Source organism: Flammeovirga sp. MY04, from assembly GCF_001682195.2.
GTDB lineage: Bacteria > Bacteroidota > Bacteroidia > Cytophagales > Flammeovirgaceae > Flammeovirga > Flammeovirga yaeyamensis.
Genome location: NZ_CP003560.2, coordinates 1,533,448 through 1,558,277, shown reverse-complemented (window position 1 = coordinate 1,558,277; position 24,830 = coordinate 1,533,448). Strand labels below are relative to the sequence as shown.

Genomic DNA, 24,830 nt, shown 5'->3' with positions numbered 1-24,830 from the left:
ATAATAGAACAAGATTTTGATGTTAAGAATCTTCCTCATCATCAAAATCTTGTTCTGTATTCGCCACCTTTACAGGCTTTAAATCTACCAAAGACCATTTCACTAATGCACCGCATAAAGCTGTCAAACCAGCAGTTAAACCTCCAATAAGTCCTGTGATAATACCAATGAAGTCATTTGATGGGACTTGGAACATCACTGAGATACGTCTGCTTAGTTCTGAACCAGTGTATAATTGAATAAATGCAGCATAGATTCCCCATAACAAACCAATAGAGGCAAAGGCAATAAGGAATGTTTTGAAAAAGCTGGATTTTTCATTTAAAACTCCATATATAAAACATGGGAAAGCAATTATCCACCAAGGAAAATACACTTGTAAAAGTGCACAAATAAAAAATATAGTGGCACCGTAAATTAAATCGTTATTTTTTATCATTACTTTTTAAGAATTTCTGATTTGTATAAACCTTCAGGTGTATTGCCAATAAATTGATCTTTGGAATAAAAGTTTATTTTATACATTTCACCTTTTTCAAATTTCTCAATTTGATCATCATAATAAGGGCTGCCAGCATTTCCAGATTGTCCGCCAGGTACAACCTGATACACCTCAGGACCATTTGCCGTCATCTCTACTATCATTCGATAACTAGGGCCATGTCCTTCTTTTGTAGCATTTATAATTCCCTTGTAGCCTCCATTGTCAATTTCCAATGCATGAAAACCAGGTAATAGTCCCATGTGTTTAATATTGGTTTTTTTATATTTTGACCATTCTAATTTTTCATTATCATTTTCTCTTTTCCAATCCTCAACATGTTCAACAGCTTCATGGAAAGATTGATTAATGATATCAGTAATATTTTCAATTTTTGATGTTTCTAATTCATCAAAGAAATATAAAGAAGAATCATGTTGTAAAAGGTAGAATGTAGTCTCACGAGTAGGCATTCTGTAATCTTTGGTTGGGTGATTATGAAACTCATCCCATACATCCTCCATTAATGCATTCACCCATTCTTCAAAATAAATTGGTGAATAATCATCCTTGTCATAATGGTAATTCCAATTTCTTAAGGAATCAAACGCTTCTTTTTCAGTAGGATTAAATTGAAGCTGATCTATATGATTTAATAGGAAAGGAAGGTTCTCTTTGGCGAATAAACTAAAATTGTCGTTTAACATTTTAGTCATGTCTTGAATAGTAAAATTATTCCCAGAATCAAGTAATTGATGTATCCTTCTATTTCTATAAAATTCATAATATTGACCATATGTATAATATGGATAATCTTTACCTGCCGGATGTTCGTTGGCAGAACTTACAAATCCCTTCTTTGGATTTTTGATACGAATATTATGTTCTTGAGGAATATAACCTTGCCATTTCATATCTGATCTAGCTCCATCCATCACAAACTTTCCTTGTTCTTTCCATTTATTTGGATAACGCCCCTGAATATTCATAGCAATAGTTTTATCCTTTGAGATGAATGCGAAGTTTAATGATGGACCAGAAAAATAGGCTAAAGCTGAATTGAACTGCTCATAATTTTGAGATTTGTTCATCAAATAAATCGACTTTAACTCATTAGAAGGATCATGAGCTGACCATCTTAATGCATACCCAGCTCTTTGTTTCTCAGCACCAAATGAGTGATCGTAGACTATAGGTCCCCAAATAGTTTGCTGAATAGTATCTATAATTGATTCGCTCTCTCTTACTTTAATTTCTTCAATATTTAATTCAAAAGATTCATATTTCCCATCTACAATGTAATTAGACGTGTGGTTATGATCACTGTATAATATCTTATACCAATCTTTATCATCTCTTCTCGCACTTGTCACACCCCAAGCAATATTTTCATTATAACCAGTAATGATACACGGTATTCCTGGTATACTCATACCCATTACGTTCATTAATGGAGTGGTTAATTGATTTGAAAACCAAATAGAAGGTAAGGATAAATTTAAGTGAGGATCATTACATAAAATAGGGTTGCCATTGGCCGTCTTTTCAGCAGATAACGCCCAGTTATTACTGCCATTATCAGGGTCTGGTTTAAAGCCAACTGTTTTTCTTAATCCCGATAAAGGTTTAAAGTTTTTTGGCTTTTTAGGGTGATGTACATCCCATTGTGCCCAAGCACTATCGTAAGGGACAATAGCTTCTTGGTGAGGTAGCATATCAGGAAATAAAAGATCAAAATTCTTTTTTCCTATTTGCTTGAGAACGTTGGTGTTTTCAAAATCATAATCAGTACCACTTAAAGAATACTGAATAAACTTAAAAATCAAACCTACTTTTAAAGGGGTCCATTCTTCAGGTTTGTAGTTGAAGAATTTATACTCAACAGGATAATCTTTGAAATTTAATTGATTGATATAAGCATTTACACCCTCAGTATATGCCTCTATCACTCCATATATCTTCTTATCTTTCTTCGTCTCTTCGATAAATTTTTCAGCACCATTTCTTAGACCAAGTCGACGCATTTTTTTATCGTAATCAATCGTCAGCTTACCAAAAACTTCTGATAATCGTCCCCCAGCAGCCATCGCTTGAAATTCCATCTGCCAAAGTCTGTGACGTGCAGTGATATATCCCTGAAGAAAATAAAGATCATGTTCATTTTCTGCATAAATATGAGGAATGAGCAATGAATCGTAATATACTTTTGCTTTATTATTTAGATCTGTAGTAATGATGTTGGAAGTGATTTTGTCATCGTTAATTTCATTTTGCCAAAAACCATGAAATGGATCTAAAAATCTACCAAAAGGGGGGAAGTTGTTGATTTTTGAGTCTAAAGCAACAATACAGAAAAAAGTAAATGCACAGATAATACCTGCAATAGATGACCTCATAATAAAAAATTAATCCGAAAAGCTCGAAAGTTCTCTTTTTATAAAAAATGCAAATTAATTAACCTAATCGATCTTATCAACAGAAATAGAAGTTAAAAGTGGAATTAATTCTTTAGGTTCCTTAATAAGGTAATTTGGATTTTCTTTTTTTAGAATTTGAGCATCATTAAATCCCCATTCCACCGCAATATTGTTCATGTTGGCCAATTTACAAGCCACGATGTCTCTAACTTCATCACCAATGTAGATACAATTGGAGTATTTCTTTTTTATCTTTTTTAATGGAACCTCCTTTTTAAACAATTTCGATGAAGTGATGATATCTTCAAAATAATGTTCTAATTCATGTTTCTGAAGATAAGATTTTATATTCTTCTTACTATTAGAGCTCATGATAATTAATCGAAAATTCAGGGCATATAATTGTCTTATAACTTCCTCTAAACCCGGTTCGATCTTGAGAGAATTAATATCTGATCTCATCAGTTTCTTAACTTCATAGATAAAAAAAGGAATTTTCCATTTCTTAATTTTTATCGCTTTGAGCAGTTCTTTTGCTGTTAATTTTCGTACATCAGTTTCTACAGTGTTGATTTCAGCTAGTTTATATTTATGTTGTAATGACTTTACAATACCTTCGATCAGTAATTGTGATTGGACTATCGTGCCATCAAAATCAAAAACAATAGTTAATTTGTTTTTCATAAAGATTAAATGCTTTATGTTCGTGTTATGATTGAAAAAACCAAATCGATTAAATTTCGAATAACCCTTTTTGGATTAGCAATTATACCCTTTTTTCTTTTGAATATAAGTGTGGGTTCATCAGATATTTCTCTGAGTAGTCTTTGGGATGCAGTAATTCATCAGACAGATGAGAATAGTGGAATATATACTATATTTACTTTGATACGCTTACCAAAAGCATTGGTAGCACTTTTAGCAGGAGTAGGGTTATCTGTGAGTGGTTTGTTAATGCAAGCCCTTTTTAGAAACCCAATGGCAGGGCCTTCTGTATTAGGAATCAATTCTGGAGCATCATTAGGTGTTGCTTTTGTTTCTCTTTCCGTTGGATTAGGGATCGGGAGTTCCAGTTTTCTACAAAATTCTGGAGCATGGATGACAATTCTAGCATCCTCTGCAGGTGCAGCAATGGTTTTATTAGTCATTCTAATAGTTGCTCACAATCTAAAGGATAATGTTGCTTTGTTGATTATCGGTATTATGGTAGGGGCTTTAACATCGAGTTTAGTTGGTATTGCTCAATATTTCTCAAGTCCAGATGCACTTCAAGAATATATTTTATGGACTTTTGGTAGCTTAGGTGGAATCGTTTACGAACAAATTATTGTGCTCACCCTTATCATTATATTAGGGATTATAGTTAGTGTGACCTTATGTAAATCAATGAATTTGATGATTCTTGGAGAGCAGTATGCCATTTCTATGGGGTTAAATATTAAGCGATATCGTTTTCTGTCAATATTATCAGCTAGTTTATTGGCAGGTTCGATTACTGGTTTTTGTGGACCAATCGGATTTATTGGTATTGCGGCACCACATTTAGCTAGAGTTGTAGCCAAAACTTCAGATCACTTTAAATTATTACCTTTGTCGGCATTTATTGGGGCAATAACTATGTTAGGGTGTGACACGATCTCTCATATAAGTGAATCAGGAGTTGTTTTGCCTATCAATTCCATTACTTCTTTAATAGGAGCACCAATTGTTATTTTAGCCATGGTTAAAGGAAGGAAATAGATGAAGACGATAGAAATTAAAAATTTAATTACTGGATATCATCAAAAAAATAAAGAGATTTATAAAGTTGGTAATTATCCTTCTCTTACCTTAAATAAAGGTGATTTTGTTACTTTAATTGGGCGAAATGGAATCGGTAAATCAACTTTATTAAAGACATTGTCGGGTGATATTCCACCTATTGAAGGAGAGGTGAAGATCAATGGAACACCTATTCATCAATTAGACAATATTACTCGTTCTAAGCTGATTAGTTTTGTTTTGCCAAATGTTCAGATCAATGGACGGTTAACCGTAGAAGAAGTCGTTATGTTGGGTCGCTATCCTTATATTAATTGGTGGGGCAAAACATCTGATGACGATAAATTATCGGTTATTCGTGCTTTGGAAAGTGTACAGGCAATGCATTTAAAGAATAGAGATATCACTACTTTAAGTGATGGCGAAAAGCAAAAAGTGATGATTGCAAGAGCTTTGGCTCAGGATACTCCAATTATCTTTCTTGATGAATCTACAGCACATCTTGATTTACCAAATCGTGTGGAAGTTTTCCAGTTATTAAAAATTATAGCAAGAAAAAGCCAAAAAACTATACTATTATCCACACATGAAATCGAAATGAGTTTACAAGTAGCAGACTACATTTGGTTGCTTCAAAAAGGTAAATGTACTTTCGGGACTCCAGACTTATTAGTATCGAAAAACACTATTAGAGAGGTGTTTAATTCCAATTATGTCGGTTTTGATAAGGAAAGTGGAGTATTTAAATTTTGTTCGATCGAAAAACAATTCTCTTTTGGCATAGAATTAGACGTATCAGTTAAAGATTATCTTGGACATCAAGATGTCGATATTAGAATTCTTTGGTTAATAAAGAAATTTATATCGGAAGGTTGTGATGAAAGTATAGATGCAGATGTTCAGATAAAATTATTGTACTCTACTGATAATGAACTATTGGAATGGAATGTTACATACAAAAACAAGACTTTGATATATCAAGACCATGATAATTTGAATCTTTATAATCAAATTAATAAAGACTTTTTCTCTTGATTATATCATTTATTTGATAATAATTTGAACAAAAATTATATATTTGTTCAGAAGCGTATAAGATATTTACAATTTTTTAATTAGAAATCTCATAATGGGGGTTAATAAACTTTTTATCAAATTCTTTTATTTATTGTCACTGATTTTTTTACCAATACTATCCATTGCTCAAAATCAAACAATTAAAGGGACTATTTTGGATGAAGATCATCGTCCGGTGTCATCAGCAATTGTTTATGTAGACGGTGAAAAAGTTGCCTCTTCTAATTTAAGAGGGGAGTTCACTTTTGAAACAGCGGATAAGACAAAAATCAATACGATAAACGTAATCAAGAATGGTTATAAAATGCAGACTTGGGCTACAAATGGTCCAAATAAAATATCTGTATTATTATCATATGCCCCAATTTATATCGAAGGGACAGTTCTAGTAGGAAAAAGACCTTTTCCAAATAAATTAGTAAAGATCAGTGGAGAACCTTTTTCAGCTGTAAAAACTAATAGTGCTGGAAAATTCAAGATAAAAGTAAGTAGAAATTTTATAGTAAAAACGTCAACAATATTTTTAGTTGATGGTGAACCTGTTTCATCAAGTCAGTTCTTTTTTAGTAAAAAACTGAATAATGTTACTATTAATCTACCGGCAGATAAAAATTCTAATAATAATGTACCTGTTTTAGCAAAAAAGACACCTAATACACCGACTCAACAACAAATAATTGAAGATAAAGATATTGAAATTGATCCTATCTTAGTTGTTGTAGTTTATGATGAAGATATTTCTCCTGCGGATTCATTAAGAGTAAATATCAACGATAAAGAGTTTTTAACGGATAGTAATGGTGAATTTGAAGTATATGCAGATTCATTAAACGAAAACACTTTAGCGATAAATGACTACAAAATTGTAAAAACAAAATATGATTATGAAGATAATTATATGTTTGTGTATATCTCTAGCTTCGATGAAAATGCTCCTCCAAAAGAGGAAATGAACATCGAATACTCAGAAAATTTCCAAGCTGTTTTCAATACTTTAGAAGCGGAGAAACAAATTTTACAAGAAACTGGAGTAAGTCTTAGAAAAGAGATTCAGAAAATTTCAGAGAAATTAGAGAAAGATAATACTACTCGATCTAAACAAGCTGCATTAGAAGCCTATTTAGAAAGATTGACTTCCTCATTGATTGAAAACGAATTGGCCTATGAAGATGCACAATTCAAAACCAATCAAATGATGGAAAGAATGAGGTCTCAAATTAATCAGCAGACATCAACTATTGAGCAAATAGAAGAGGAGAAAGAATCTGTAGAGAAGGAAAGAATGTTGTATTTTATTATTGCAGCAATTTCTTTAATCCTAATATTCATCTTCTATAAAAATTCTCAGAAGCTAAAAGAACAAAGAGACGACTTAAAAGAAATTACTGAACGTTTGCAAGAAGCAAAAGATGATGTGATCAAATCGCATGAAGAAATGCTTTCTGTAAAGGATATTGGACAGAAGTTTACCTCTCAGTTGGATTTTGAAAACCATATGGTGGATCTACAAGAAAGTGTAAACGAATTGTTACCGGCTTCAACTTTTGGTATTGGAGTTTACAATAAATACGAAAGAAGATTAGAGTTTAGAAATCAAGTATCTGATGTTGGATTAGAATCATTCTATTCTGAATCTATTGATGATACTCAAAGTTTAGCGGGATGGTGTTTTAATAACGAGGTAGAACTAATTATTAATGATTATGATACTGAGACTAACTTATACATTCCACAAGCTGAAAATAAAAGAGAGTTTAGAAATAAGTCGGTAATCTATATGCCGTTAATTATTGATTCTAAAGCAATAGGGGTAATTACTATGCAAGCTTTAGCGAAAAATCAATATGAAGAATTAAACGTCTCAACTTTAAAATCTTTGGCCTCATATGCATCAATTGCAGTATCAAATTATGTGGCTTACAAAGAATTAAAAGAAAAGAATAAGAGCATTTATGATAGTATGCGTTATGCAAAGACTATCCAAAATGCCATTTTACCATCCAATAAATTCATTAAGAAAAGCTTTAGCGATAGCTTCTTATTATACAGGTCGAAAGAATTAGTTTCTGGAGATTTCTACTGGTATAAAGAAAAAGAAGTTGAAGGCAAATTAAGAAAGCTTATTGCGGTAGTGGATTGTACAGGTCATGGTGTACCGGGTGCATTCATGTCGATGATTGGTAATGCATTGTTAAATGATATTACGAACACTAAGAAGAGGTTATCTACTGTAGAAATATTGGATAGTTTGAATGTGGGTGTTCAAGATTCATTGAGACAAGAGGAGTCATTAAATGACGACGGTATGGATTTAGCACTTGTTAGTGTTGTAGAAAATGATGATAAAACTATAGATGTTGAATTCACAGGAGCTAAAAGACCTATCTATATTTTTAAACAACAATCTAAAGAATTGGAAGTTGTAAATGGAGATAGTAAATCTATTGGTTATACTACACGTAAAGTAAAAAACTTTACATCTAAGAAGTTAACCTTAGAGAAAGGAGATATTATCTACCTAAGTTCTGATGGATATGTTGATCAAAATAATTTGGATAGAAGAAAAATTGGTACCAACCGTTTGAAAAGCATCATCTTAGATAATGCAGCCCTTCCATTGGATCAGCAAAAAGAAAAATTAGAAATAGCTTTAGATGATCATCAAAAAGGTGGTGTTGAGCAAAGAGACGATATCACAATAATGGGTGTGAAACTATAGTCGTTTTTAAATAAAGTTTATAAAAAAGGTCTCAAAATCAAATGATTTTGAGACCTTTTTTATTGATCTGTAATGATGCTTAGTAAGAGAAATTATGCAACATAATTGGCATAACTAGCATTAATACATCTTCTGTATCTGGTTGATCTTGAGGAACAAGAAGACCTGCCATACCTGGTTCAGAAAGTCTTAAAGTTACTCTATCAGAAGAGATGTTATTAAGTATCTCGATTAAGAATTTAGCATTGAAGCCAATTTCTAAATCTTCACCATCGTGCTCACAGAATAATCTTTCCTTCGCCTCGTTTGAGAAGTCTAAGTCTTCTGCTGAAACAAATAATTCGTTGTCTTGAATTTTAAATCTTACTTGATTAGTTGTTTTGTTAGCATAAATAACGATACGCTTTAAACAGCCAAGTAATGCTTGTCTATCAAGAGTAACTAAATTATTATTGTTTAATGGAATTACATTTTCATAATCAGGGAAACGTTCGTCGATTAATCTTGAAATTAATCTCATTGTTCCAAATGTAAATACTGCATATTGATCATTAAATTCTAATGATACATTTATTTCGTCTGCAGGAAGGATATTTTTAAGTTGAGTAAGTGCTTTTTTACCTAAGATGATAGGTTCCATCATACCACTTACTTCAATATCGTTTCTTCTGTAACGAACTAATCTATGCGAATCTGTAGCTACAAAATCTGAATGATCTTCAGTAAAGTTGAAGAATACACCATTCATATTTGGTTTCATATCATCGTTACTTGTAGCAAAAAGAGTGTATCCAATCGCATCTTGTAAAGTGATAGCAGACATAGCCAATGAACTAGACATTGCGATGTCTGGGTTCGAAGGATAATCTTCTGCATTCTCACCAGCCAATTTGTAACGTCCGTTATCTGAAGCGATTTCAATAGTATAAGTATCAAAATCAATTGAGAACGTTACTGGTTGTTCAGGTAAGTTTTTTAATGTATCTGTTAGCATTCTTGCAGGAATGGCAACATTAGCATCAGCGTCAGCTTCAACATTAATCTCTGAGATTATTGTTGTATGCATGTCTGAGGCAGTTATTTTTAATAATCCCCCTTGAATTTCAAATAAGAAATTCTCAAGTATTGGCATAGAAGGATTGTTTGGAATAACACCATTTAGCATCTGAATTTGTTTCAGAATAGTAGATGTTGATGCAGTGAACTTCATTTTATATTTTTAATTAATTTATTAGTAACCAACTTTTTGACGGATTTCAGCTAATTTCTTGTTAGCAATAACTCTAGCTTTTTCCTCGCCAACACTTAATTCTTTTTCTAACTCATCAAGATTGGTCATATAGTAATCAAATTTCTCTCTAGCTGTTTCATAACGTTCTAGAATTAAATTTAATAATGCAGTTTTAGCATGACCATATCCATAGTTTCCACCCTCGTAGTTGGCTCTCATTTCAGCAATTTGCTCTTCAGAAGCCATCAATTTATATAAAGCGAATACATTACAAGTATCTGGATTTTTAGGTTCTTCCAAAGGAGTAGAATCTGTTTGGATACTCATTACTTGTTTTTTCAATTGCTTCTTTGGTAAGAAAATATCAATAACGTTACCATAAGATTTACTCATTTTACTTCCATCTGTACCTGGGATAGTCATTAATTCTTCGTTAATAACGGCTTCTGGTACTACAAAAGTTTCTCCATACTGACGGTTGAAAGCTGAAGTTAAATCTCTAGTAATCTCTAAATGCTGCTTTTGATCCTTACCGACTGGCACTTTCTCAGCATCATAAAGAATGATATCACAAGCCATAAGCACAGGGTAAGTGAATAATCCTGCATTTACATCGCTTAATTTATCTGATTTATCCTTGAATGAATGTGCATTAGCCAACATAGGGTAGGGAGTCAAACAACTTAAGTACCAAGTCAACTCACATACTTCAGGAATTTTAGATTGACGATAAAAAATGTTCTTTTGAGTGTCAAAACCTAAAGCCAGCCATGCAGCTGCAGTAGCATATACATTTTGTTTTCTCGTTTCTGCATCCTTGATGGTTGTCATTGAATGTAGATCCGCGATAAAAAATAATGCATCGTTATCATTAGATTTTGATAGCTCGATAGCAGGTTCAATTGCACCTAGAACGTTTCCTAAATGTTGTCTGCCAGAACTTTGTACTCCTGTTAGAATTCTTGCCATTTTATGTAAACTGACTTGTCTTTATAGTTATTATTTCAATCGGTAAAAATAACAAAAAAAAGTATTATCAAGAATTATTTTTTGACCTCTTTAGTCTCATTTAAATATTAAAAGTTTATATATCCATATAAAGGCATATAAATGTGTGATGTCATTAAATTATGTTAGTTTTTGATGATTAAAAACATTGAATTGTAAAAACTGTATTCCGTACCTTGTCTTCATAAATTCCAATTTTTATAAATTAAAAATTTGTTATGGCTTTAATTAGAAAAGTAAAAGGAATCGAACCACAGATAGGAGAGAATACATTCTTAGCAGAAAATTGTACTGTAGTTGGAGATGTTACAATGGGCAAGGACTGTAGTGTTTGGTTTAGTGCAGTTGTTCGAGGAGACGTAAATAAGATTACAATTGGTGATAAATGTAATATTCAGGATGGTGCGGTTATCCATGCTACATATAAAACATCAGCAACTACATTAGGTAATAATGTATCGGTTGGACACAATGCTTTAGTTCATGGATGTACAATTCATGATAACGTTTTAGTGGGTATGGGAGCAATTGTAATGGACGATGCCGTGGTCGAAGAAAATGTTTTGATTGCAGCAGGAGCCGTAGTATTGCAAAATTCTAGATTAGAGTCAGGTTATTTATATGGAGGTATTCCAGCGAAAAAAATCAAGCCACTTGATGATAAATTAAAGGCTGTATTCGAAAGAACAGCTAATAATTATGTAATGTATAGTAGTTGGTTTGAGGATGAAGAATAAAAAAAGGGCAACATTTAGTTGCCCTTTCTTTTTGGTACACACGTCTTACTCGTCGTGTAACCATTCTTTCTTTGCTGTAAGCTCTTCTTCTGTTTCTCTGTAATCAGGATCGTCTACACAACAATCAACAGGACAAACAGCAGCACATTGTGGTTCTTCATGGAAACCAATACATTCCGTACATTTATCTGGAACAATGTAGTAGAACTCATCAGAAACAGGTTCTTGATCTTCAGATCCATCGATAGAACTTCCATCTTCCATTTCGATTGAAGTTAAAGAAGTGCCATCACCCCATGTCCATTCAACACCACCTTCATAGATGGCTGTGTTCGGGCATTCTGGTTCACAAGCTCCACAATTAATACATTCGTCGGTGATAATGATCGCCATATTGAAATTCTTATGTTTTAAAAAGCGTCAATTGGTTAGTGGTTCGCTAACGTTTTAGTGACGTTTTGTTTGTTACACAACTAAACTAAGATCTTTAAAAAAAGTTTTATTGATCTTTTACTTTTACAAAGGTGTACACTTAAATATAAAAAATCAATACCCTAGTTGATTTGAAGACTAAAAAAGTTGGGTTGAAAGGGTATTTATTATCAATTATTATGGAGCTATAACAAAAAGTTATAAGTATTGACCTTGAAATAGTTCAATTAACAATTGCACTATATTGATATCATGTTGTATTTATTTGTCAAAAATGAACTTCCAGAGATAAATGTTTCTAATAGTTAAAAATTATAGGTATTATTAAATATATGTTAAGCTATTCATCCATTAAACTCTTAAATATGTACAAACTTGTTAGATACACCCTAATTCTAAGCTTATCAATACTGGCTTTCTCTTGTGATGATTCAGAAGATGAAAAAGAATTTTACAATACTGCTCCTATTTCAGGGGATTGTAGTTTACAGACATACACCTATTCACAAGTTCTCGATAGTGCAGGTGTAACATATAGAAACATTCAAATCAACAGAGACTTTGATTACACTGGAGATAATTTAACATCTTATACCTATAGTTTAGATTATATGGTATTAGATACAAACATGGTAGAACAAAGACAATCACAAAGTTACCAAATCGATTTTTCATACAACGATGATGGTACATTTTCTAATGTAACATCTGGTACAGAAGAACTCTTAGAAATTGTAAATGTTGATGGTAGATTATATTCTTTAAAAGGTACAACTACATCTGGCGGTACATTCGAATTGGTATTTGAATATGATGATCAAAACAGAGTAGAGTATATCGTAAATGCGGAAGATGTAGGTTCTGATAAAGCAGAGATTACTTATTTTAAAATGACATATAATGATGCTGGAGATGTGTCTAGATTGGCATATATGGATGGTGATTTTGAATTTGCCTACAATGAGTATAGATATAATGAAGATATGAGAAACCCAACTCAAGGAATGGTATTTTACATTATTTCTCTTGTTGAAGCGGGTTCATTTGATATTTATGGAGATCCAAGTACTCTAAGTGGAAGCATAAGTGAATTCTTCAGATTGTACGTTTACAATACACAATCTGAAGATTATGATTATACAGATTGGATGTCTACAGAATATATAATGGAATTCAACTATCAGGTTAACGATAAAAATTATCCTGTTTCTTCCAATTATAAAGTAGATTTTACAGATACAATTAAAGAAACATATAACGAAACGTATTCTTATACCAATTGTCAATAATTGTAAATGTGTAGTTTAAGTGTTATATTTACTATTGCACTTAAACTACACTTTTAAATTATGGAATTATTTATTGGCATTATTCTCATTTCTATGCCTATTCTTTTTGCTCTCGGACTTTTGGGATTTATGATGTCTGGTCCAAAAGGAGAAGAAGAATCTAAATTAAATATCGTAGAAGAAGGAGAAACAAAAAGAACTACTTTCGAAGTAGAAAAAACGATTGCAAGCTAAATGTAATCGTTTTTTTTATTCCAAAATTTTAATATCTAACATTTGATTGGTTTCGTAATTTAATATGGTTACTACTTTTATTGAGTAGCATTTTCATAATGCATGTTCCTTCATCTTATTTATTTGTTGATCATTTTATAAATATAAAAAAGCCAAGATATTTGATACATATTCAATTATCTTGGCTTAATATTTATTTCAAGATTGAAGTACAATCAACTCAATCAATTATTCTTTCTTTTCTTTTTTCTTATGCAATGTATAAACAATACCAATGTTTAAGGCGTGTTTAAACTGAATAGCTTGACCCATTGTTCCATCATCACGATTAACAGTAACATCAGGATCGTAAATCAATTGTGTACCAAAGTTAGCAGACAACCAGTCATTTACCTTCATATCAATCAGCAGGTCCCAATTAACAACCCACTCATCTAAACGATCATATTCGGCAAACATATTATAAGTTGAAGTAAGCGTTACATTTTTTACTAATTCCTTTTTAATGCCTAATTTAAAATTCATCCCTAGCTGATCTCTAAAGTTGTCGCCAGCATCCAAGCCGTATCGAGTGGAGAATACGGTGTCAACAACGAAAGTCATTCTATTAGCAACAGGAGAGTAAGTAGCATAGATCCATTTTGCAGGTGTATACGTCAAACCAATGTTAGCATTTAGATAACCGGGGGCCATAAATGCTGAGATTTGAGTTTCTGTTTCGATTTTTCCACCAGGATTATTTGGATCATCAATAGTATTGTATTCGAAACCTTTATCAAATTGTGATCTAAAATCTAAAGCGACAGTAAATAGTAATTTCTCTGTCCATTTATAACTGTAATCAAATCCAAGAACCAATTGGTCATCAGTTTTTTTCATTGGAAATGCAGACTCTGACTGATTGATCATACCATAAGCCATATCTGTGCTAATTCTGGTAATCGCTTTTTCAGTTTCTCTTATCATTTTGTAGTTAAATACACCGCCAAATGAGTAAGAACTTGTACCACCACCTGTCCAGTTGACTAGACCAACGTTGGAGAAATTTGCACCAATTTTACCTTCTTTTTTCCACGGTCCCTGAGGAGCAGTAGCTGTAGAATCTTGTGCAAATGTTTCACTTGTAATGAAAGAAGTTATGGTGAGTAGAAAAATGAAATAAACTTTTTGGATTTTCATTAGGGATTTATGTTTTGATATTTTTTCAAACTTAATGTAAAACTGTGAAAAAAAATTAAAAATAAAATTGTATTTCAAGTAAGATTACTTTTTGCATTTCATTTACGCATCAAATAATACCAATTCTTAATGGTGCATCTTAAATTTTAAACCGAAAAGAATTTAATTCGTATTAAAAAAGAATCATTAAAATTTATTATTTTTGATAAAGTAACCCATTGTGTATTCTATATTTGAATACATCTTTAAAACATTATTAATTATCTTCATGAAGTATATTTTATCACTTTTTATCATCTCATTTTTTTCAATCAGCGCAGTCAATAAAGAAAATATAGAATGGAAATCTATTGATATAGCAATTGGACAATCAGAAAATGACAATAAACCAATATTTGTTGATGTTTACACAGATTGGTGTGGTTGGTGCAAAGTCTTAGATAAGAAAACTTTTCAACATGAAGATGTGGTGGATTACGTTAAAGATAATTACCATGCAGTAAAGTTAAATCCTGAGAAAGAAGGCTCTTTTACATTTAAAGGGAAAAATTATACTTATGATTCTTACATGGATAAACATAAGATAAACAGTTATCCTGCAATAATTGTACTTCATCCAAATGGTAAAGAAAAAGTATATATGGGTTATCGAGATTCTAAAAGCTTCTTAGAAATCTTGAAAAAGTATAAAAAACAAGTGGATTAATTCGTAATTCAATATTTCTCTATATATTAGTATATCATAGATTAAATTAATTATATATGTCAAAAAGAAAAAAGGCACTTTTCTTACCTGTGCTACTAGTGGGGCTAGGGTTATTCGGGTTTTCAATCATCGCTAGAATCGATGCACCCGAAAACAGCAATAAAAATATCATTAAAAAAGAACTAATATTTACAGCTTTAGATCGAATTCATTACAATACTATTGATGTTAATGATGAATTTAGTGAAAACGCTTTCAACCAATATTTAAAGATATTAGATCCAAACAAAAGATATTTTTTAAAGGCAGATATTAATAAGTTCAATAAATCGAAAGATAAACTTGATGATGAAATCAAGACGGGTGTAAATACAGACCTTTATGAACTTTCAGTAAGAATATTTGATGAAAGAAGACAAGAGGTAGAGAAGATGACCGAAGAGATTCTGGCAAAGCCTTTTGACTTCACTAAGAAAGAAACAATTCTTTTTGACTCCGATGAAATGAAGTTTCCTAAAAATGATAAGGAACGTTATGATAGATGGAGAAAAACATTAAAATATGCTGCTTTGTTGAGAATGAACTCAAAGTTGAAAGCAGAAGAAGCGAAAAAGAAAACTGCAGAAGAAAAAGGAGAGGAGTTTACGCCTACATCATATGAAGATATGGAAAAGGACGTGAGAGAGAAAGTGTTGGCTAATTATAAAGATGTTTTCGATTATATGAGAAAGCAAGATGAAGATGATCATTATGCTAATTACTTAAATTCTATGATCTCAATCTATGGTCCTCACACAGAATATTTTGCTCCAGAAAAGAAAGAACAATTTGATACTGAAATTTCTGGTCACTTTGAAGGTATCGGTGCTCGTTTACAGCAAACAGGTGGAGAAGTAAAAGTAGTTAGTATTATTGCTGGCTCAGCGTCTTGGAAACAAGGTGATCTAGAAGCAAATGATATTATCTTGAAAGTTGCTCAAGGAGAAGAAGAACCTGTTGATATTGGTGGAATGTCTCTGAAAAATTCTATCAAACTTATCAAAGGACCTAAAGGAACTGAGGTACGTTTGACAGTAAGAAAAGCAGATGGCCGTATTACTGTTATTCCTATTATTAGAGATGTTGTCATCATCGAAGAGTCGTACGCTAAATCAGCTGTTATCATTGATGAAAACTCAGGTAAGAAAATAGGTTTGATCGACCTTCCTTCATTCTATGTAGATTTTAACGATCGTAACGGTAGAAATTGTGGTAACGATATCAAGCAGGAGATTATCAAATTAAAGAATCAAGGTGTTGATGGTATTGTATTCGATTTAAGAAATAACGGTGGTGGATCTTTAGGTGATGCTGTTCAAATAGTTGGACACTTCGTTGGAAAATCTCCAGTGGTTCAAGTAAAATCTAAAGGTGCAGGTCAGAAGACGTTGAAGCCAGAAGATAACAACATTCTTTATGATGGTCCTCTAGTGGTCATGATCAATAGAATGTCAGCATCAGCTTCAGAAATTGTTTCTGCAGCTTTACAAGACCACGGTAGAGCAGTAGTTTTAGGTTCAAGATCATTTGGTAAGGGTACAGTTCAACGTTTTATCGATTTGGATAGAATGACAAGATCTGAAGAGTTGAAGCCTCTAGGATCATTAAAGTTGACTATTCAAAAATTCTATAGAATAAACGGTGAAGCAACACAAGTAGACGGTGTAACACCGGATATCTTACTTCCTGATACATACGGTTACTTGAAAGTAGGTGAAGAAGATCTTCCATTTGTTTTACCTCATGATAGCATTGAAAAAGCTAAATATAACATGTGGGCAGAACAACTTCCTTTGGCTGATTTAAATGCTAAATCAAAAGAAAGAGTAGCGAATGATAAAGTATTCAAGATTATTGAGGATAATGCTTTAAGATTAAAGCGCCAAGAAGAGAAGAAATACTTTACATTGAACTTGGATGAGTTTAGAGCTGAACAAGAAAAATTAGATGAAGAGTCTAAGAAATTAAGAGAAGCTGAAACTGTTCACGAAGAATTTGATATTACAGTGATGAAAGATCATTACCCTACTTCTAAGCCTGATTCTGTAATCCAGCAATCAGAAGATAAGTGGAAAGAGGTAATCAAGAAAGATGCTTACATTAAAGAAGCAACAATGATTATTTCTGATATGATGATTCAATAATCATAAATATATAGCATAAAGAAAGCCTGTCATTTTTGATAGGCTTTTTTTGTCTTCATTTATCATTCATTTGATGATAATCTGATTCTTGATACTTTGGATAATAAAAAAGGTTGCTCAATTTCTTGAACAACCTTAATTTTTGTAGCGAGAACGAGAGTTGAACTCGTGACCTCCGGGTTATGAATCCGACGCTCTAACCAACTGAGCTACCTCGCCAGGGTTTGTGCTGACAAATGCACTATTTAAGTCGTTGTAGCGAGAACGAGAGTTGAACTCGTGACCTCCGGGTTATGAATCCGACGCTCTAACCAACTGAGCTACCTCGCCAGGGTTTGTGCGGACAAATGCACTATTTAAGTCATTGTAGCGAGAACGAGAGTTGAACTCGTGACCTCCGGGTTATGAATCCGACGCTCTAACCAACTGAGCTACCTCGCCAGGGTTTGTGCGGACAAATGCACTATTTAAGTCATTGTAGCGAGAACGAGAGTTGAACTCGTGACCTCCGGGTTATGAATCCGACGCTCTAACCAACTGAGCTACCTCGCCAGGAATGTGCGGACAAATGCACTATTTAAGTCGTTGTAGCGAGAACGAGAGTTGAACTCGTGACCTCCGGGTTATGAATCCGACGCTCTAACCAACTGAGCTACCTCGCCAGGAATGTGCGGACAAATGCACTATTTAAGTCGTTGTAGCGAGAACGAGAGTTGAACTCGTGACCTCCGGGTTATGAATCCGACGCTCTAACCAACTGAGCTACCTCGCCAGGAATGTGCGGACAAATGCACTATTTAAGTCGTTGTAGCGAGAACGAGAGTTGAACTCGTGACCTCCGGGTTATGAATCCGACGCTCTAACCAACTGAGCTACCTCGCCATTTCGGTGTGCAAATATGGGGTGATTATTCTAAAAATGCAAAAATCAAAAAACTTAAATTTTTAAATTATTGTAAAGACTTTGATAAGTCTTTAATCTTTAACTAAATAAAATCTGAAGTGCAATACAAAAAAATTTAGAGTAACCGATAATAATCATCAAAAAGGCCCTGAAATAGCATTTTTTGATATTCTTTTCTATTCAATGCATTTATAAGTTTTATTTTTTTAATCACAGCCCAAAATTATTCTTTATTATATTTTTTAGGTTGTTCTTTACCTATTAAATGTTGATAATTGTAAACCAAAATATAGATCAATAATCATTACCAATATTACGTTATGGCAAAATTTAAATATCAGGCGGAATATGAGTTCAAAGTTCCATTACATAAACTTTATCCTTATTTTATAATGCCGAACCTTTTGAAAGATTGGTTTGCAGATAAAGTGGTAGAAGATGCAGAATTAAAAACGATCACTTTTGATTGGGGTAATGATCATAAGGTAGGTAAAATCGCCATTAGGCGTCAAAATCAACATATCAAGTTTGTTTTTAAAAATGATGATGAATCTAAAAAATCATCTTACCTAGAATTCAAATTTGAATTCAGCGAGTTAGCTCAATCATCTTTTGTAACTGTAATTGACTTTTCAGAAATGGATGATATAGATGAGTTGAAAGAATTGTGGGATGAATTTTTTGGCCGCTTACATGAGATCATTGGTGGCTAGCATAATACGTTAATATGTCATTTGAATTTTCAAATAAATATCTCAAGCAGCTTTCTAGAGCAGTAGAACAGGAAGAAAACGAGTACATCATCAATGAATTTGATGGAATGCACTCTGCCGATATTTCTACAGTAATGGAAGGATTAAGTGCTGAGGATTGTAAATATATATTGGAGTTACTCAACCCATCTGTGGGAGCTGATGTAATTTCAGAAATTGAGGACGATACTAGAAATAATTTTCTAACACTATTTACTCCTCAAGAACTATCCAAGTACATGGACAATACGGATTCCGATGATGCGGCCGATATCTTAAACGATATGCCTGTCAAAGTAAGGGAAGAAGTATTAGCCAATATGAACAATAATGAGAAGGTTCAATATATTATTGATCTTTTGCATTATGAAGAGGATTGTGCAGGTGGTCTTATGGCCAAAGAATTGGTGAAAGCCAATATCAATTGGAATGTCTCTCAATGTATTGAAGAAGTAAGAAGGCAAGGTCAAAATGTAGATAAAATCTATACGGTTTATGTAGTAGATGATCATGATATTCTTTTAGGAAGAATATCCATGAAAAAGCTTTTGATTGCCAATGACCTTACTAAAGTTGCCGATCTTTACGAGCCAGAAATTGCTAAAGTATATTCTTATCTTGATGAAGAAGAGGTGGCGGATATCATGCAGCACTACGATTTGGAAGTGATCCCTGTAATCAATGTGCAAGGTCGTTTGTTAGGTAGAATTACGATTGACGACGTGGTCGATGTCATTACAGAACAAGCGGAGAAGGATCAGCAAGCCATGTCGGGTTTATCTGAGGACGTAGAGGAGACAGATAGTTTGATTGCTATGGCGAGAGCAAGATTACCTTGGTTGATTGTTGGTATGTCTGGTGGTTTGCTAGGAGCTAACTTCTTAGGTGGCTTCGAAGAAGAACTAAGTAGAATTCCAGCAATGGCCTTTTTTATCCCACTAATTACAGCAACAGGAGGTAATGTAGGTATCCAATCTTCTACCATTGTCGTACAAAGTTTAGCCAGTGGTGGTTTCCAAGGTTCAGCAATGAACCGTTACTTAAGAGTATTAGTAATTGCCATTCTAAATGGACTTACGTTAGCCGCTTTGGTATACGGTTTTAATATGGTATTCTCAGATAATCATCAATTGGCCATTGTGGTTTCTTTTGCTTTATTTAGTGTGATCATGATTGCCTCCTTTATGGGGACAATAACACCGCTCGTATTGAGTAAATTTGGAATTAACCCAGCTTTAGCCTCAGGGCCTTTTATAACGACCTGTAATGACCTTATCGGACTTGGAGTGTATTTTATGGTCGCAAAAGCTATGCTTCATTAAAAAGCGTTTATAACATAAAAGAGGTGTGATAAACATTTTCTTTATACCTTTATAAAATGTCAGAAAACAAAAGAACAGAAGTAGATCAACTAGGTGAGTTTGGTCTGATCGAAAGAATTACAAAAGATGTTGAAATTAATCATAAATCAACTGTAAAAGGTATCGGAGATGATGCCGCGGTGATTGATTGTGGAGATGATTATATGGTGGTTTCAACCGACATGCTATTGGAAGGAATTCACTTCGATTTAAGCTTTATGCCTTTACAACATTTAGGTTACAAAGCGATCGCAGTGAATGTTTCAGATATTGCTGCTATGAATGCTTTGCCTGAACAAGTAACTGTAAGTATTGCAATTACTAACAGATTCTCTGTGGAGGCTATTGATATGATTTATCAAGGTATCAAGGCAGCTTGTAAGAACTATAATGTCGATTTAGTGGGTGGAGACACAACTTCATCAAGATCTGGATTAGTCATTTCTGTTTCAGTAACTGGTCGTGTGGCAAAAGATAAGATTGTTTACAGATCAGGAGCTAAAAAAGGAGATATCCTTTGTTTGTCAGGTGATATCGGAGGTGCGTATATGGGGCTTCAAGTACTTTTAAGAGAAAAGAAAGTATATGAGTCTAATCCAGAGATGCAGCCAAAATTAGACGATTATGAATACATCGTAGGTCGTCAATTACGTCCTGAAGCAAGAACAGATGTTATTCATGACTTAAGAGAAATCGGAATTGTGCCAACATCAATGATTGATGTTTCTGATGGAGTAGCTTCTGAGATTATGCATATCTGTAAAGCATCAGGAGTGGGAGCAGCTATCTACGAGCAAAAGCTTCCAGTAGATCAAAGAACATTTGATGCTTGTCACGAGTTTAAAATCCCTTCTGTAACTCCAGGTCTAAACGGTGGTGAAGATTACGAATTATTATTTACAATTGATCAAGAAGACTTTAAGAAAGTGGAGAAGAATCCTAATATCTATTTCATCGGATATATCGATGAGGCAGAAAGTGGTGCTAGAATGGTGACTGTAGGTGATCAGATCGTTCCAATTTCAGCACAAGGATTCAAACATTTTTAATTATGGCAGGACACAGTAAATGGGCCAATATCAAACATAGAAAAGGGGCCCAAGATGCAAAAAGAAATAAACTATTTACAAAGTTAGGTAGGGAAATCACAGTAGCAGCTAAAGAAGGTGGTCCTGATCCAGAAATGAACCCACGTTTACGTTTAGCAATTCAAAACGCAAAAGGTTCAAATATGCCAAAAGATACCATTGAGAGAGCAATTAAGAAAACTCAAGGGAATGATGATATCGTATTCGAAGAGTTAACTTATGAGGGATACTCAAAAGGTGGAGTGGCAATTTATGTAGAGTGTAGTACAGACAATACAAGGCGTACTGTGCAAAATGTAAAAAGTTACTTTGCTAAAATGGAAGGCTCTTTGGCTAAAAATGGTTCTTTGGAATTCCTTTTTGATAGAAAAGGAGTGTTCTCTTTTGAGATTTCAGAAGAGGTAGATAAAGAAGAACTAGAGTTAGAATTGATCGATGCTGGTGCAGATGAGATTGAGTTTGAAGAAAACTTGGTTCAAGTGTTGTCAGCGATGGAAGATTTTGGTACTGTCAATAAAAAATTAGAAGAATTGAATATTGAGGTATCAAGTGCTAACCTTCAAAGAATTCCTCATACAACCAAAGAAGTTGATGATGATACCTTTGATATTGTGATGAAGTTGATCGATCGTTTGGAAGATGATGATGATGTTCAGCAAGTATTCCACGATCTAGAAATGACAGAGGCTCAAGCAGAACGTCACTTTGCGTAAAATAATGAGTTCTTTCAGCTCAGAAAATAGTATTTGATATTGATTTCTAACTAAATCAATTATTGATAAAAAGAAACCCCCTTGGTACGATTGGTATCAAGGGGGTTTTATATGCAAAAGATTTAAGTTAATCTTCTTTGTTTACGTTGATCTTATGAATATCTATCTCTTCGTCTTCATCTTCGAAATAGAAAGTATCCGTACCCTCGATAACAGGTTGCATTGCATCTTTATTTACATCGAATGTATATAACAAACAAGGTAATAATGTAAGGTTAGTACTCATAGCAACAATCAATGTAACGGATGTCAACAAACCTAACGCTTGAGTCGCTCCAAATGTAGATCCCATAAAGATGGCGAAGCCACAGAAAAGAACAATAGATGTATATAACATTGATGCTCCAGTTTCTCTTATAGCCATAATTATTGCACGTTTCATGTCGTAATTATGAAGAATAATCTCCTGACGATACTTGGCAAGGAAGTGAATAGAGTCATCCACAGATATACCGAAGGCGATAGAGAATACAATTGCAGTACTTGGTTTCAATGGTATACCCAAGAATCCCATCATTCCTAAAGTAAATAAGAGAGGAATTAAGTTCGGAATCAATGAGAGGATAATGATTCTCAAATTACCAAACAAGGTACCCATGATGATTGCAATTAATACAAATGCAATCAACATACTTTGTTTTAAGTTTTTGATCAAGAAATCATTTCCTTTAATAAAGATCAAGGTCGAGCCTGTAACCGTAGCCTCGATATCTGTTTTTCCTTGGATTTCTTTTAGTTTTGGACGAATAACATTATCGACTAAGTTATCCATTTCAATCGAACCAATATCAGCCATTGAAGTAGTTAAACGGATGTACTGACCTGTTGAATCCATCATGGCATTTGCCATTTTTGATGTTTCAGCATCAGTACTATTTCTCGCATACTTCATAATGTAAGTCATCTCACTTCTAGAAGGAAGTTTATAATAAGATGAATCACCACCATGGAAAGATTGATTGGCCGCTTTTAAGAAAGTAGTAATTGATATTGGAGGAGAAACCTCATCCAACGAACCAATGAATTCTTGCATTTCCTCAATTTTATCAAGGTAGCCTTTCTTCATGTATCCTTTCTTACGACCAGTATTGATAAGAATTTCTAATGGCATGACACCACTAAATTCATTCTCAAAGAATTTAAGATCTTGTTTTACATGGTAATCCTCTGGTAAATCGTCTACCATATACGATTCAGCTGTTACCTTGTAAGAGCCATATATTGATAGAGCGACCATTGCAGCAGTAAAGAAGTAAACTACTTTTCTATAGTGCAATACCAAGATTTCCAATTGATGGATTAACCAGTTGGTAGGTCTAAATTCTAAGTGCTTTAAATGTCTTACATCAGGGGCTGGTAAATAAGAGAATACGATAGGAATAAACGTAATAGAAATGATAAAAGTAACGGCAATGTTGATACCTGCTACTATACCAAATTCCTGCATAGCTTTAATACCTGTAGTAATCAATACCATAAAACCAATAGCTGTAGTAGTATTGGTAATTAAGGTAACTACACCAATTTTTTTGATGATTAAGGCAAGAGCATCAATTTTAGACAATCCACTTGCATAGGCTTGATGGTATTTATTGAGTAGATAAATACAGTTAGGAATGCCTATAACCACCAGCACCGGAGGAAGTAAACCTGTAAGAATTGTGATTTCGTAGTTGAATAGGGATAGTGTACCCATAATCCAAACAATCACAACAACTATTACTAATAAAGGATAAAAAACAGGGGAGAACGACCTAAAGAAAAGGAATAATACTAAGGCCACCACACCAATGGATATACCTAAGAATATCATCGTTTCACTTTTCACCTTGCTCGCCATAATTGAACGAACATATGGCATACCCGCATAATAAAGTTGAATGTCAGCTTCTTTAGCAAAAGCTTGAGCTTTTTCTTCCAACTTCATCATTACAGCGGTCCTGTTTTTCGAATTAAGAACAACAGGGTCCATATTGATCAACATAGCAGTAGCTCCACCCTTAGAAATTAATCTATTTTCGTAGGCTTTTACTTCTTTTACTTTAGAAATAACACTATCTAACTCTGCCTGAGTTGATGGCTTCTTTTTAAAGAATTGCTCAATTTCGAATTTTTGACTCTGTCGATTTGCAATGAGGTTAGGGACATCTGCAATAGAAAGCACATTTGTGATTCCTTCTAAATCACGGATATCTTCACACAAATCGATGAATTTATTAAAATTATCGAGCTGAAATAATTTAGGATCTTTCACACCAATAACAAAAGAAGAGGCATCTTCGCCAAATTTCTCTTGGAATTCATTGAATGCAATCATATCAGGATCATCATCTGGAATAATTCTGATGTACTGATAGGACCACTTTACATCTTTGGCATGATATCCCATAAAAACAGTAGTTAATGCAATAACTACTAGAATTGGAATACGATTACCAAGTATAAAACTTGCTATTTTTTTCCACATAAGTATAGAACAAAAAAAGTGAGGGAATGTCC

At 33.4% G+C, this 24,830-nt stretch carries 20 protein-coding genes and 7 tRNA genes; 12 read left to right on the top strand and 15 right to left on the bottom strand.

What is annotated here, in order from left to right:
• Nucleotides 1-22: 22 nt before the first annotated feature.
• The 3 genes from MY04_RS06325 to MY04_RS06315 all read right to left on the bottom strand — a co-directional run bounded on the left by MY04_RS06325 (nucleotide 23) and on the right by MY04_RS06315 (nucleotide 3,582).
• On the bottom strand, nucleotides 23-439 hold the full coding sequence (locus MY04_RS06325; RefSeq protein WP_066207769.1) for a hypothetical protein: 417 nt from the start codon (nucleotides 437-439) through the stop codon (nucleotides 23-25).
• Nucleotides 439-2,877: a penicillin acylase family protein gene (locus tag MY04_RS06320; protein ID WP_066207767.1), complete on the bottom strand. Its 2,439-nt coding sequence runs from the start codon at nucleotides 2,875-2,877 to the stop codon at nucleotides 439-441. The genes MY04_RS06325 and MY04_RS06320 overlap by 1 nt, the downstream gene beginning before the upstream one ends.
• 63 nt (nucleotides 2,878-2,940) lie before the next feature.
• Nucleotides 2,941-3,582 (bottom strand): HAD-IA family hydrolase, encoded by a 642-nt coding sequence (locus MY04_RS06315; protein WP_066207765.1) that lies wholly within the window; start codon nucleotides 3,580-3,582, stop codon nucleotides 2,941-2,943.
• Nucleotides 3,583-3,681: 99 nt separating this feature from the next.
• Between MY04_RS06315 and MY04_RS06310 the strand changes: the two genes are divergently transcribed.
• The 3 genes from MY04_RS06310 (at nucleotide 3,682) to MY04_RS06300 (ending at nucleotide 8,455) form a co-directional block, all read left to right on the top strand.
• Nucleotides 3,682-4,638, top strand: coding sequence for a FecCD family ABC transporter permease (locus MY04_RS06310; RefSeq protein ID WP_158297594.1), 957 nt, complete (start codon nucleotides 3,682-3,684; stop codon nucleotides 4,636-4,638).
• Nucleotides 4,639-5,694: an ABC transporter ATP-binding protein gene (locus MY04_RS06305; protein WP_066207763.1), complete on the top strand. Its 1,056-nt coding sequence runs from the start codon at nucleotides 4,639-4,641 to the stop codon at nucleotides 5,692-5,694.
• Nucleotides 5,695-5,827: 133 nt separating this feature from the next.
• Nucleotides 5,828-8,455 (top strand): GAF domain-containing SpoIIE family protein phosphatase, encoded by a 2,628-nt coding sequence (locus MY04_RS06300; protein ID WP_158297593.1) that lies wholly within the window; start codon nucleotides 5,828-5,830, stop codon nucleotides 8,453-8,455.
• Between the two features lie 79 nt (nucleotides 8,456-8,534).
• On the opposite strand, the gene dnaN is transcribed toward MY04_RS06300, so the two are convergent.
• Together dnaN and trpS are read right to left on the bottom strand one after the other, a co-directional pair.
• Nucleotides 8,535-9,665 (bottom strand): DNA polymerase III subunit beta, encoded by a 1,131-nt coding sequence (gene dnaN, locus MY04_RS06295; protein WP_066207759.1) that lies wholly within the window; start codon nucleotides 9,663-9,665, stop codon nucleotides 8,535-8,537.
• A gap of 21 nt (nucleotides 9,666-9,686) precedes the next feature.
• Nucleotides 9,687-10,655, bottom strand: a complete 969-nt coding sequence (trpS, locus tag MY04_RS06290; RefSeq protein WP_066207758.1) for a tryptophan--tRNA ligase — start codon at nucleotides 10,653-10,655, stop codon at nucleotides 9,687-9,689.
• Nucleotides 10,656-10,912: 257 nt separating this feature from the next.
• Here trpS and MY04_RS06285 point away from each other — a divergent pair, with 257 nt between their 5' ends.
• Nucleotides 10,913-11,431, top strand: a complete 519-nt coding sequence (locus MY04_RS06285) for a gamma carbonic anhydrase family protein (RefSeq protein ID WP_066207757.1) — start codon at nucleotides 10,913-10,915, stop codon at nucleotides 11,429-11,431.
• A gap of 45 nt (nucleotides 11,432-11,476) precedes the next feature.
• On the opposite strand, the gene MY04_RS06280 is transcribed toward MY04_RS06285, so the two are convergent.
• Nucleotides 11,477-11,824, bottom strand: a complete 348-nt coding sequence (locus MY04_RS06280; protein WP_066207754.1) for a 4Fe-4S binding protein — start codon at nucleotides 11,822-11,824, stop codon at nucleotides 11,477-11,479.
• Nucleotides 11,825-12,228: 404 nt separating this feature from the next.
• Between MY04_RS06280 and MY04_RS06275 the strand changes: the two genes are divergently transcribed.
• Both MY04_RS06275 and MY04_RS06270 read left to right on the top strand, forming a co-directional pair.
• Nucleotides 12,229-13,152, top strand: a complete 924-nt coding sequence (locus MY04_RS06275; protein WP_066207751.1) for a hypothetical protein — start codon at nucleotides 12,229-12,231, stop codon at nucleotides 13,150-13,152.
• 60 nt (nucleotides 13,153-13,212) lie between these two features.
• Nucleotides 13,213-13,386, top strand: a complete 174-nt coding sequence (locus MY04_RS06270; protein ID WP_158297592.1) for a hypothetical protein — start codon at nucleotides 13,213-13,215, stop codon at nucleotides 13,384-13,386.
• Between the two features lie 228 nt (nucleotides 13,387-13,614).
• Here MY04_RS06270 and MY04_RS06265 read toward each other — a convergent pair whose 3' ends face one another.
• Entirely contained in the window at nucleotides 13,615-14,565 is a 951-nt protein-coding gene (locus MY04_RS06265; protein ID WP_066207749.1) for a DUF3078 domain-containing protein, read from the bottom strand.
• Nucleotides 14,566-14,833: 268 nt separating this feature from the next.
• Here MY04_RS06265 and MY04_RS06260 point away from each other — a divergent pair, with 268 nt between their 5' ends.
• Together MY04_RS06260 and MY04_RS06255 are read left to right on the top strand one after the other, a co-directional pair.
• Nucleotides 14,834-15,271 (top strand): thioredoxin family protein, encoded by a 438-nt coding sequence (locus MY04_RS06260; protein WP_066207745.1) that lies wholly within the window; start codon nucleotides 14,834-14,836, stop codon nucleotides 15,269-15,271.
• Between the two features lie 56 nt (nucleotides 15,272-15,327).
• Nucleotides 15,328-17,454 (top strand): carboxy terminal-processing peptidase, encoded by a 2,127-nt coding sequence (locus MY04_RS06255; protein ID WP_066207743.1) that lies wholly within the window; start codon nucleotides 15,328-15,330, stop codon nucleotides 17,452-17,454.
• A 145-nt stretch (nucleotides 17,455-17,599) separates the two neighbouring features.
• Here MY04_RS06255 and MY04_RS06250 read toward each other — a convergent pair.
• The 7 genes from MY04_RS06250 to MY04_RS06220 form a co-directional block, all read right to left on the bottom strand.
• Nucleotides 17,600-17,673: transfer RNA gene (locus MY04_RS06250), tRNA-Met, on the bottom strand.
• Between the two features lie 37 nt (nucleotides 17,674-17,710).
• Nucleotides 17,711-17,784: transfer RNA gene (locus MY04_RS06245), tRNA-Met, on the bottom strand.
• A gap of 37 nt (nucleotides 17,785-17,821) precedes the next feature.
• Nucleotides 17,822-17,895, bottom strand: a tRNA-Met gene (locus MY04_RS06240).
• Nucleotides 17,896-17,932: 37 nt separating this feature from the next.
• Nucleotides 17,933-18,006, bottom strand: a tRNA-Met gene (locus tag MY04_RS06235).
• A 36-nt stretch (nucleotides 18,007-18,042) separates the two neighbouring features.
• Nucleotides 18,043-18,116, bottom strand: a tRNA-Met gene (locus MY04_RS06230).
• A 36-nt stretch (nucleotides 18,117-18,152) separates the two neighbouring features.
• Nucleotides 18,153-18,226, bottom strand: a tRNA-Met gene (locus MY04_RS06225).
• A gap of 36 nt (nucleotides 18,227-18,262) precedes the next feature.
• Nucleotides 18,263-18,336: transfer RNA gene (locus MY04_RS06220), tRNA-Met, on the bottom strand.
• Between the two features lie 341 nt (nucleotides 18,337-18,677).
• On the opposite strand from MY04_RS06220, the gene MY04_RS06215 reads away from it, so the two are divergent.
• The 4 genes from MY04_RS06215 to MY04_RS06200 are packed head-to-tail and all read left to right on the top strand — an operon-like array spanning nucleotide 18,678 to nucleotide 22,271.
• Nucleotides 18,678-19,070, top strand: a complete 393-nt coding sequence (locus MY04_RS06215; RefSeq protein ID WP_066207740.1) for an START-like domain-containing protein — start codon at nucleotides 18,678-18,680, stop codon at nucleotides 19,068-19,070.
• Between the two features lie 14 nt (nucleotides 19,071-19,084).
• The gene (gene mgtE / locus MY04_RS06210; RefSeq protein WP_066207738.1) at nucleotides 19,085-20,431 is read left to right on the top strand and encodes a magnesium transporter; all 1,347 of its coding nucleotides are present in this window, start codon (nucleotides 19,085-19,087) and stop codon (nucleotides 20,429-20,431) included.
• 56 nt (nucleotides 20,432-20,487) lie between these two features.
• Nucleotides 20,488-21,519, top strand: coding sequence for a thiamine-phosphate kinase (gene thiL, locus MY04_RS06205; protein ID WP_066207736.1), 1,032 nt, complete (start codon nucleotides 20,488-20,490; stop codon nucleotides 21,517-21,519).
• Between the two features lie 2 nt (nucleotides 21,520-21,521).
• A complete protein-coding gene (locus MY04_RS06200; protein WP_066207734.1) occupies nucleotides 21,522-22,271 on the top strand; it encodes a YebC/PmpR family DNA-binding transcriptional regulator in 750 nt (249 codons plus the stop codon).
• Nucleotides 22,272-22,398: 127 nt separating this feature from the next.
• Here MY04_RS06200 and MY04_RS06195 read toward each other — a convergent pair whose 3' ends face one another.
• The gene (locus MY04_RS06195; RefSeq protein WP_066207732.1) at nucleotides 22,399-24,798 is read right to left on the bottom strand and encodes an efflux RND transporter permease subunit; all 2,400 of its coding nucleotides are present in this window, start codon (nucleotides 24,796-24,798) and stop codon (nucleotides 22,399-22,401) included.
• Between the last annotated feature and the right edge of the window lie 32 nt (nucleotides 24,799-24,830).

What these genes read in the sequence shown, in the direction of transcription:
- thiL (WP_066207736.1), top strand. Translation starts at nt 20,488, where the DNA reads ATGTCAGAAAACAAAAGAACAGAAGTAGATCAACTAGGTGAGTTTGGT.
- MY04_RS06270 (WP_158297592.1), top strand. Translation starts at nt 13,213, where the DNA reads ATGGAATTATTTATTGGCATTATTCTCATTTCTATGCCTATTCTTTTT.
- MY04_RS06280 (WP_066207754.1), bottom strand. Translation starts at nt 11,824, where the DNA reads ATGGCGATCATTATCACCGACGAATGTATTAATTGTGGAGCTTGTGAA.
- MY04_RS06265 (WP_066207749.1), bottom strand. Translation starts at nt 14,565, where the DNA reads ATGAAAATCCAAAAAGTTTATTTCATTTTTCTACTCACCATAACTTCT.
- mgtE (WP_066207738.1), top strand. Translation starts at nt 19,085, where the DNA reads ATGTCATTTGAATTTTCAAATAAATATCTCAAGCAGCTTTCTAGAGCA.
- MY04_RS06195 (WP_066207732.1), bottom strand. Translation starts at nt 24,798, where the DNA reads ATGTGGAAAAAAATAGCAAGTTTTATACTTGGTAATCGTATTCCAATT.
- MY04_RS06285 (WP_066207757.1), top strand. Translation starts at nt 10,913, where the DNA reads ATGGCTTTAATTAGAAAAGTAAAAGGAATCGAACCACAGATAGGAGAG.
- trpS (WP_066207758.1), bottom strand. Translation starts at nt 10,655, where the DNA reads ATGGCAAGAATTCTAACAGGAGTACAAAGTTCTGGCAGACAACATTTA.
- MY04_RS06315 (WP_066207765.1), bottom strand. Translation starts at nt 3,582, where the DNA reads ATGAAAAACAAATTAACTATTGTTTTTGATTTTGATGGCACGATAGTC.
- MY04_RS06200 (WP_066207734.1), top strand. Translation starts at nt 21,522, where the DNA reads ATGGCAGGACACAGTAAATGGGCCAATATCAAACATAGAAAAGGGGCC.
- MY04_RS06275 (WP_066207751.1), top strand. Translation starts at nt 12,229, where the DNA reads ATGTACAAACTTGTTAGATACACCCTAATTCTAAGCTTATCAATACTG.
- MY04_RS06305 (WP_066207763.1), top strand. Translation starts at nt 4,639, where the DNA reads ATGAAGACGATAGAAATTAAAAATTTAATTACTGGATATCATCAAAAA.
- MY04_RS06320 (WP_066207767.1), bottom strand. Translation starts at nt 2,877, where the DNA reads ATGAGGTCATCTATTGCAGGTATTATCTGTGCATTTACTTTTTTCTGT.
- MY04_RS06255 (WP_066207743.1), top strand. Translation starts at nt 15,328, where the DNA reads ATGTCAAAAAGAAAAAAGGCACTTTTCTTACCTGTGCTACTAGTGGGG.
- dnaN (WP_066207759.1), bottom strand. Translation starts at nt 9,665, where the DNA reads ATGAAGTTCACTGCATCAACATCTACTATTCTGAAACAAATTCAGATG.
- MY04_RS06260 (WP_066207745.1), top strand. Translation starts at nt 14,834, where the DNA reads ATGAAGTATATTTTATCACTTTTTATCATCTCATTTTTTTCAATCAGC.
- MY04_RS06215 (WP_066207740.1), top strand. Translation starts at nt 18,678, where the DNA reads ATGGCAAAATTTAAATATCAGGCGGAATATGAGTTCAAAGTTCCATTA.
- MY04_RS06325 (WP_066207769.1), bottom strand. Translation starts at nt 439, where the DNA reads ATGATAAAAAATAACGATTTAATTTACGGTGCCACTATATTTTTTATT.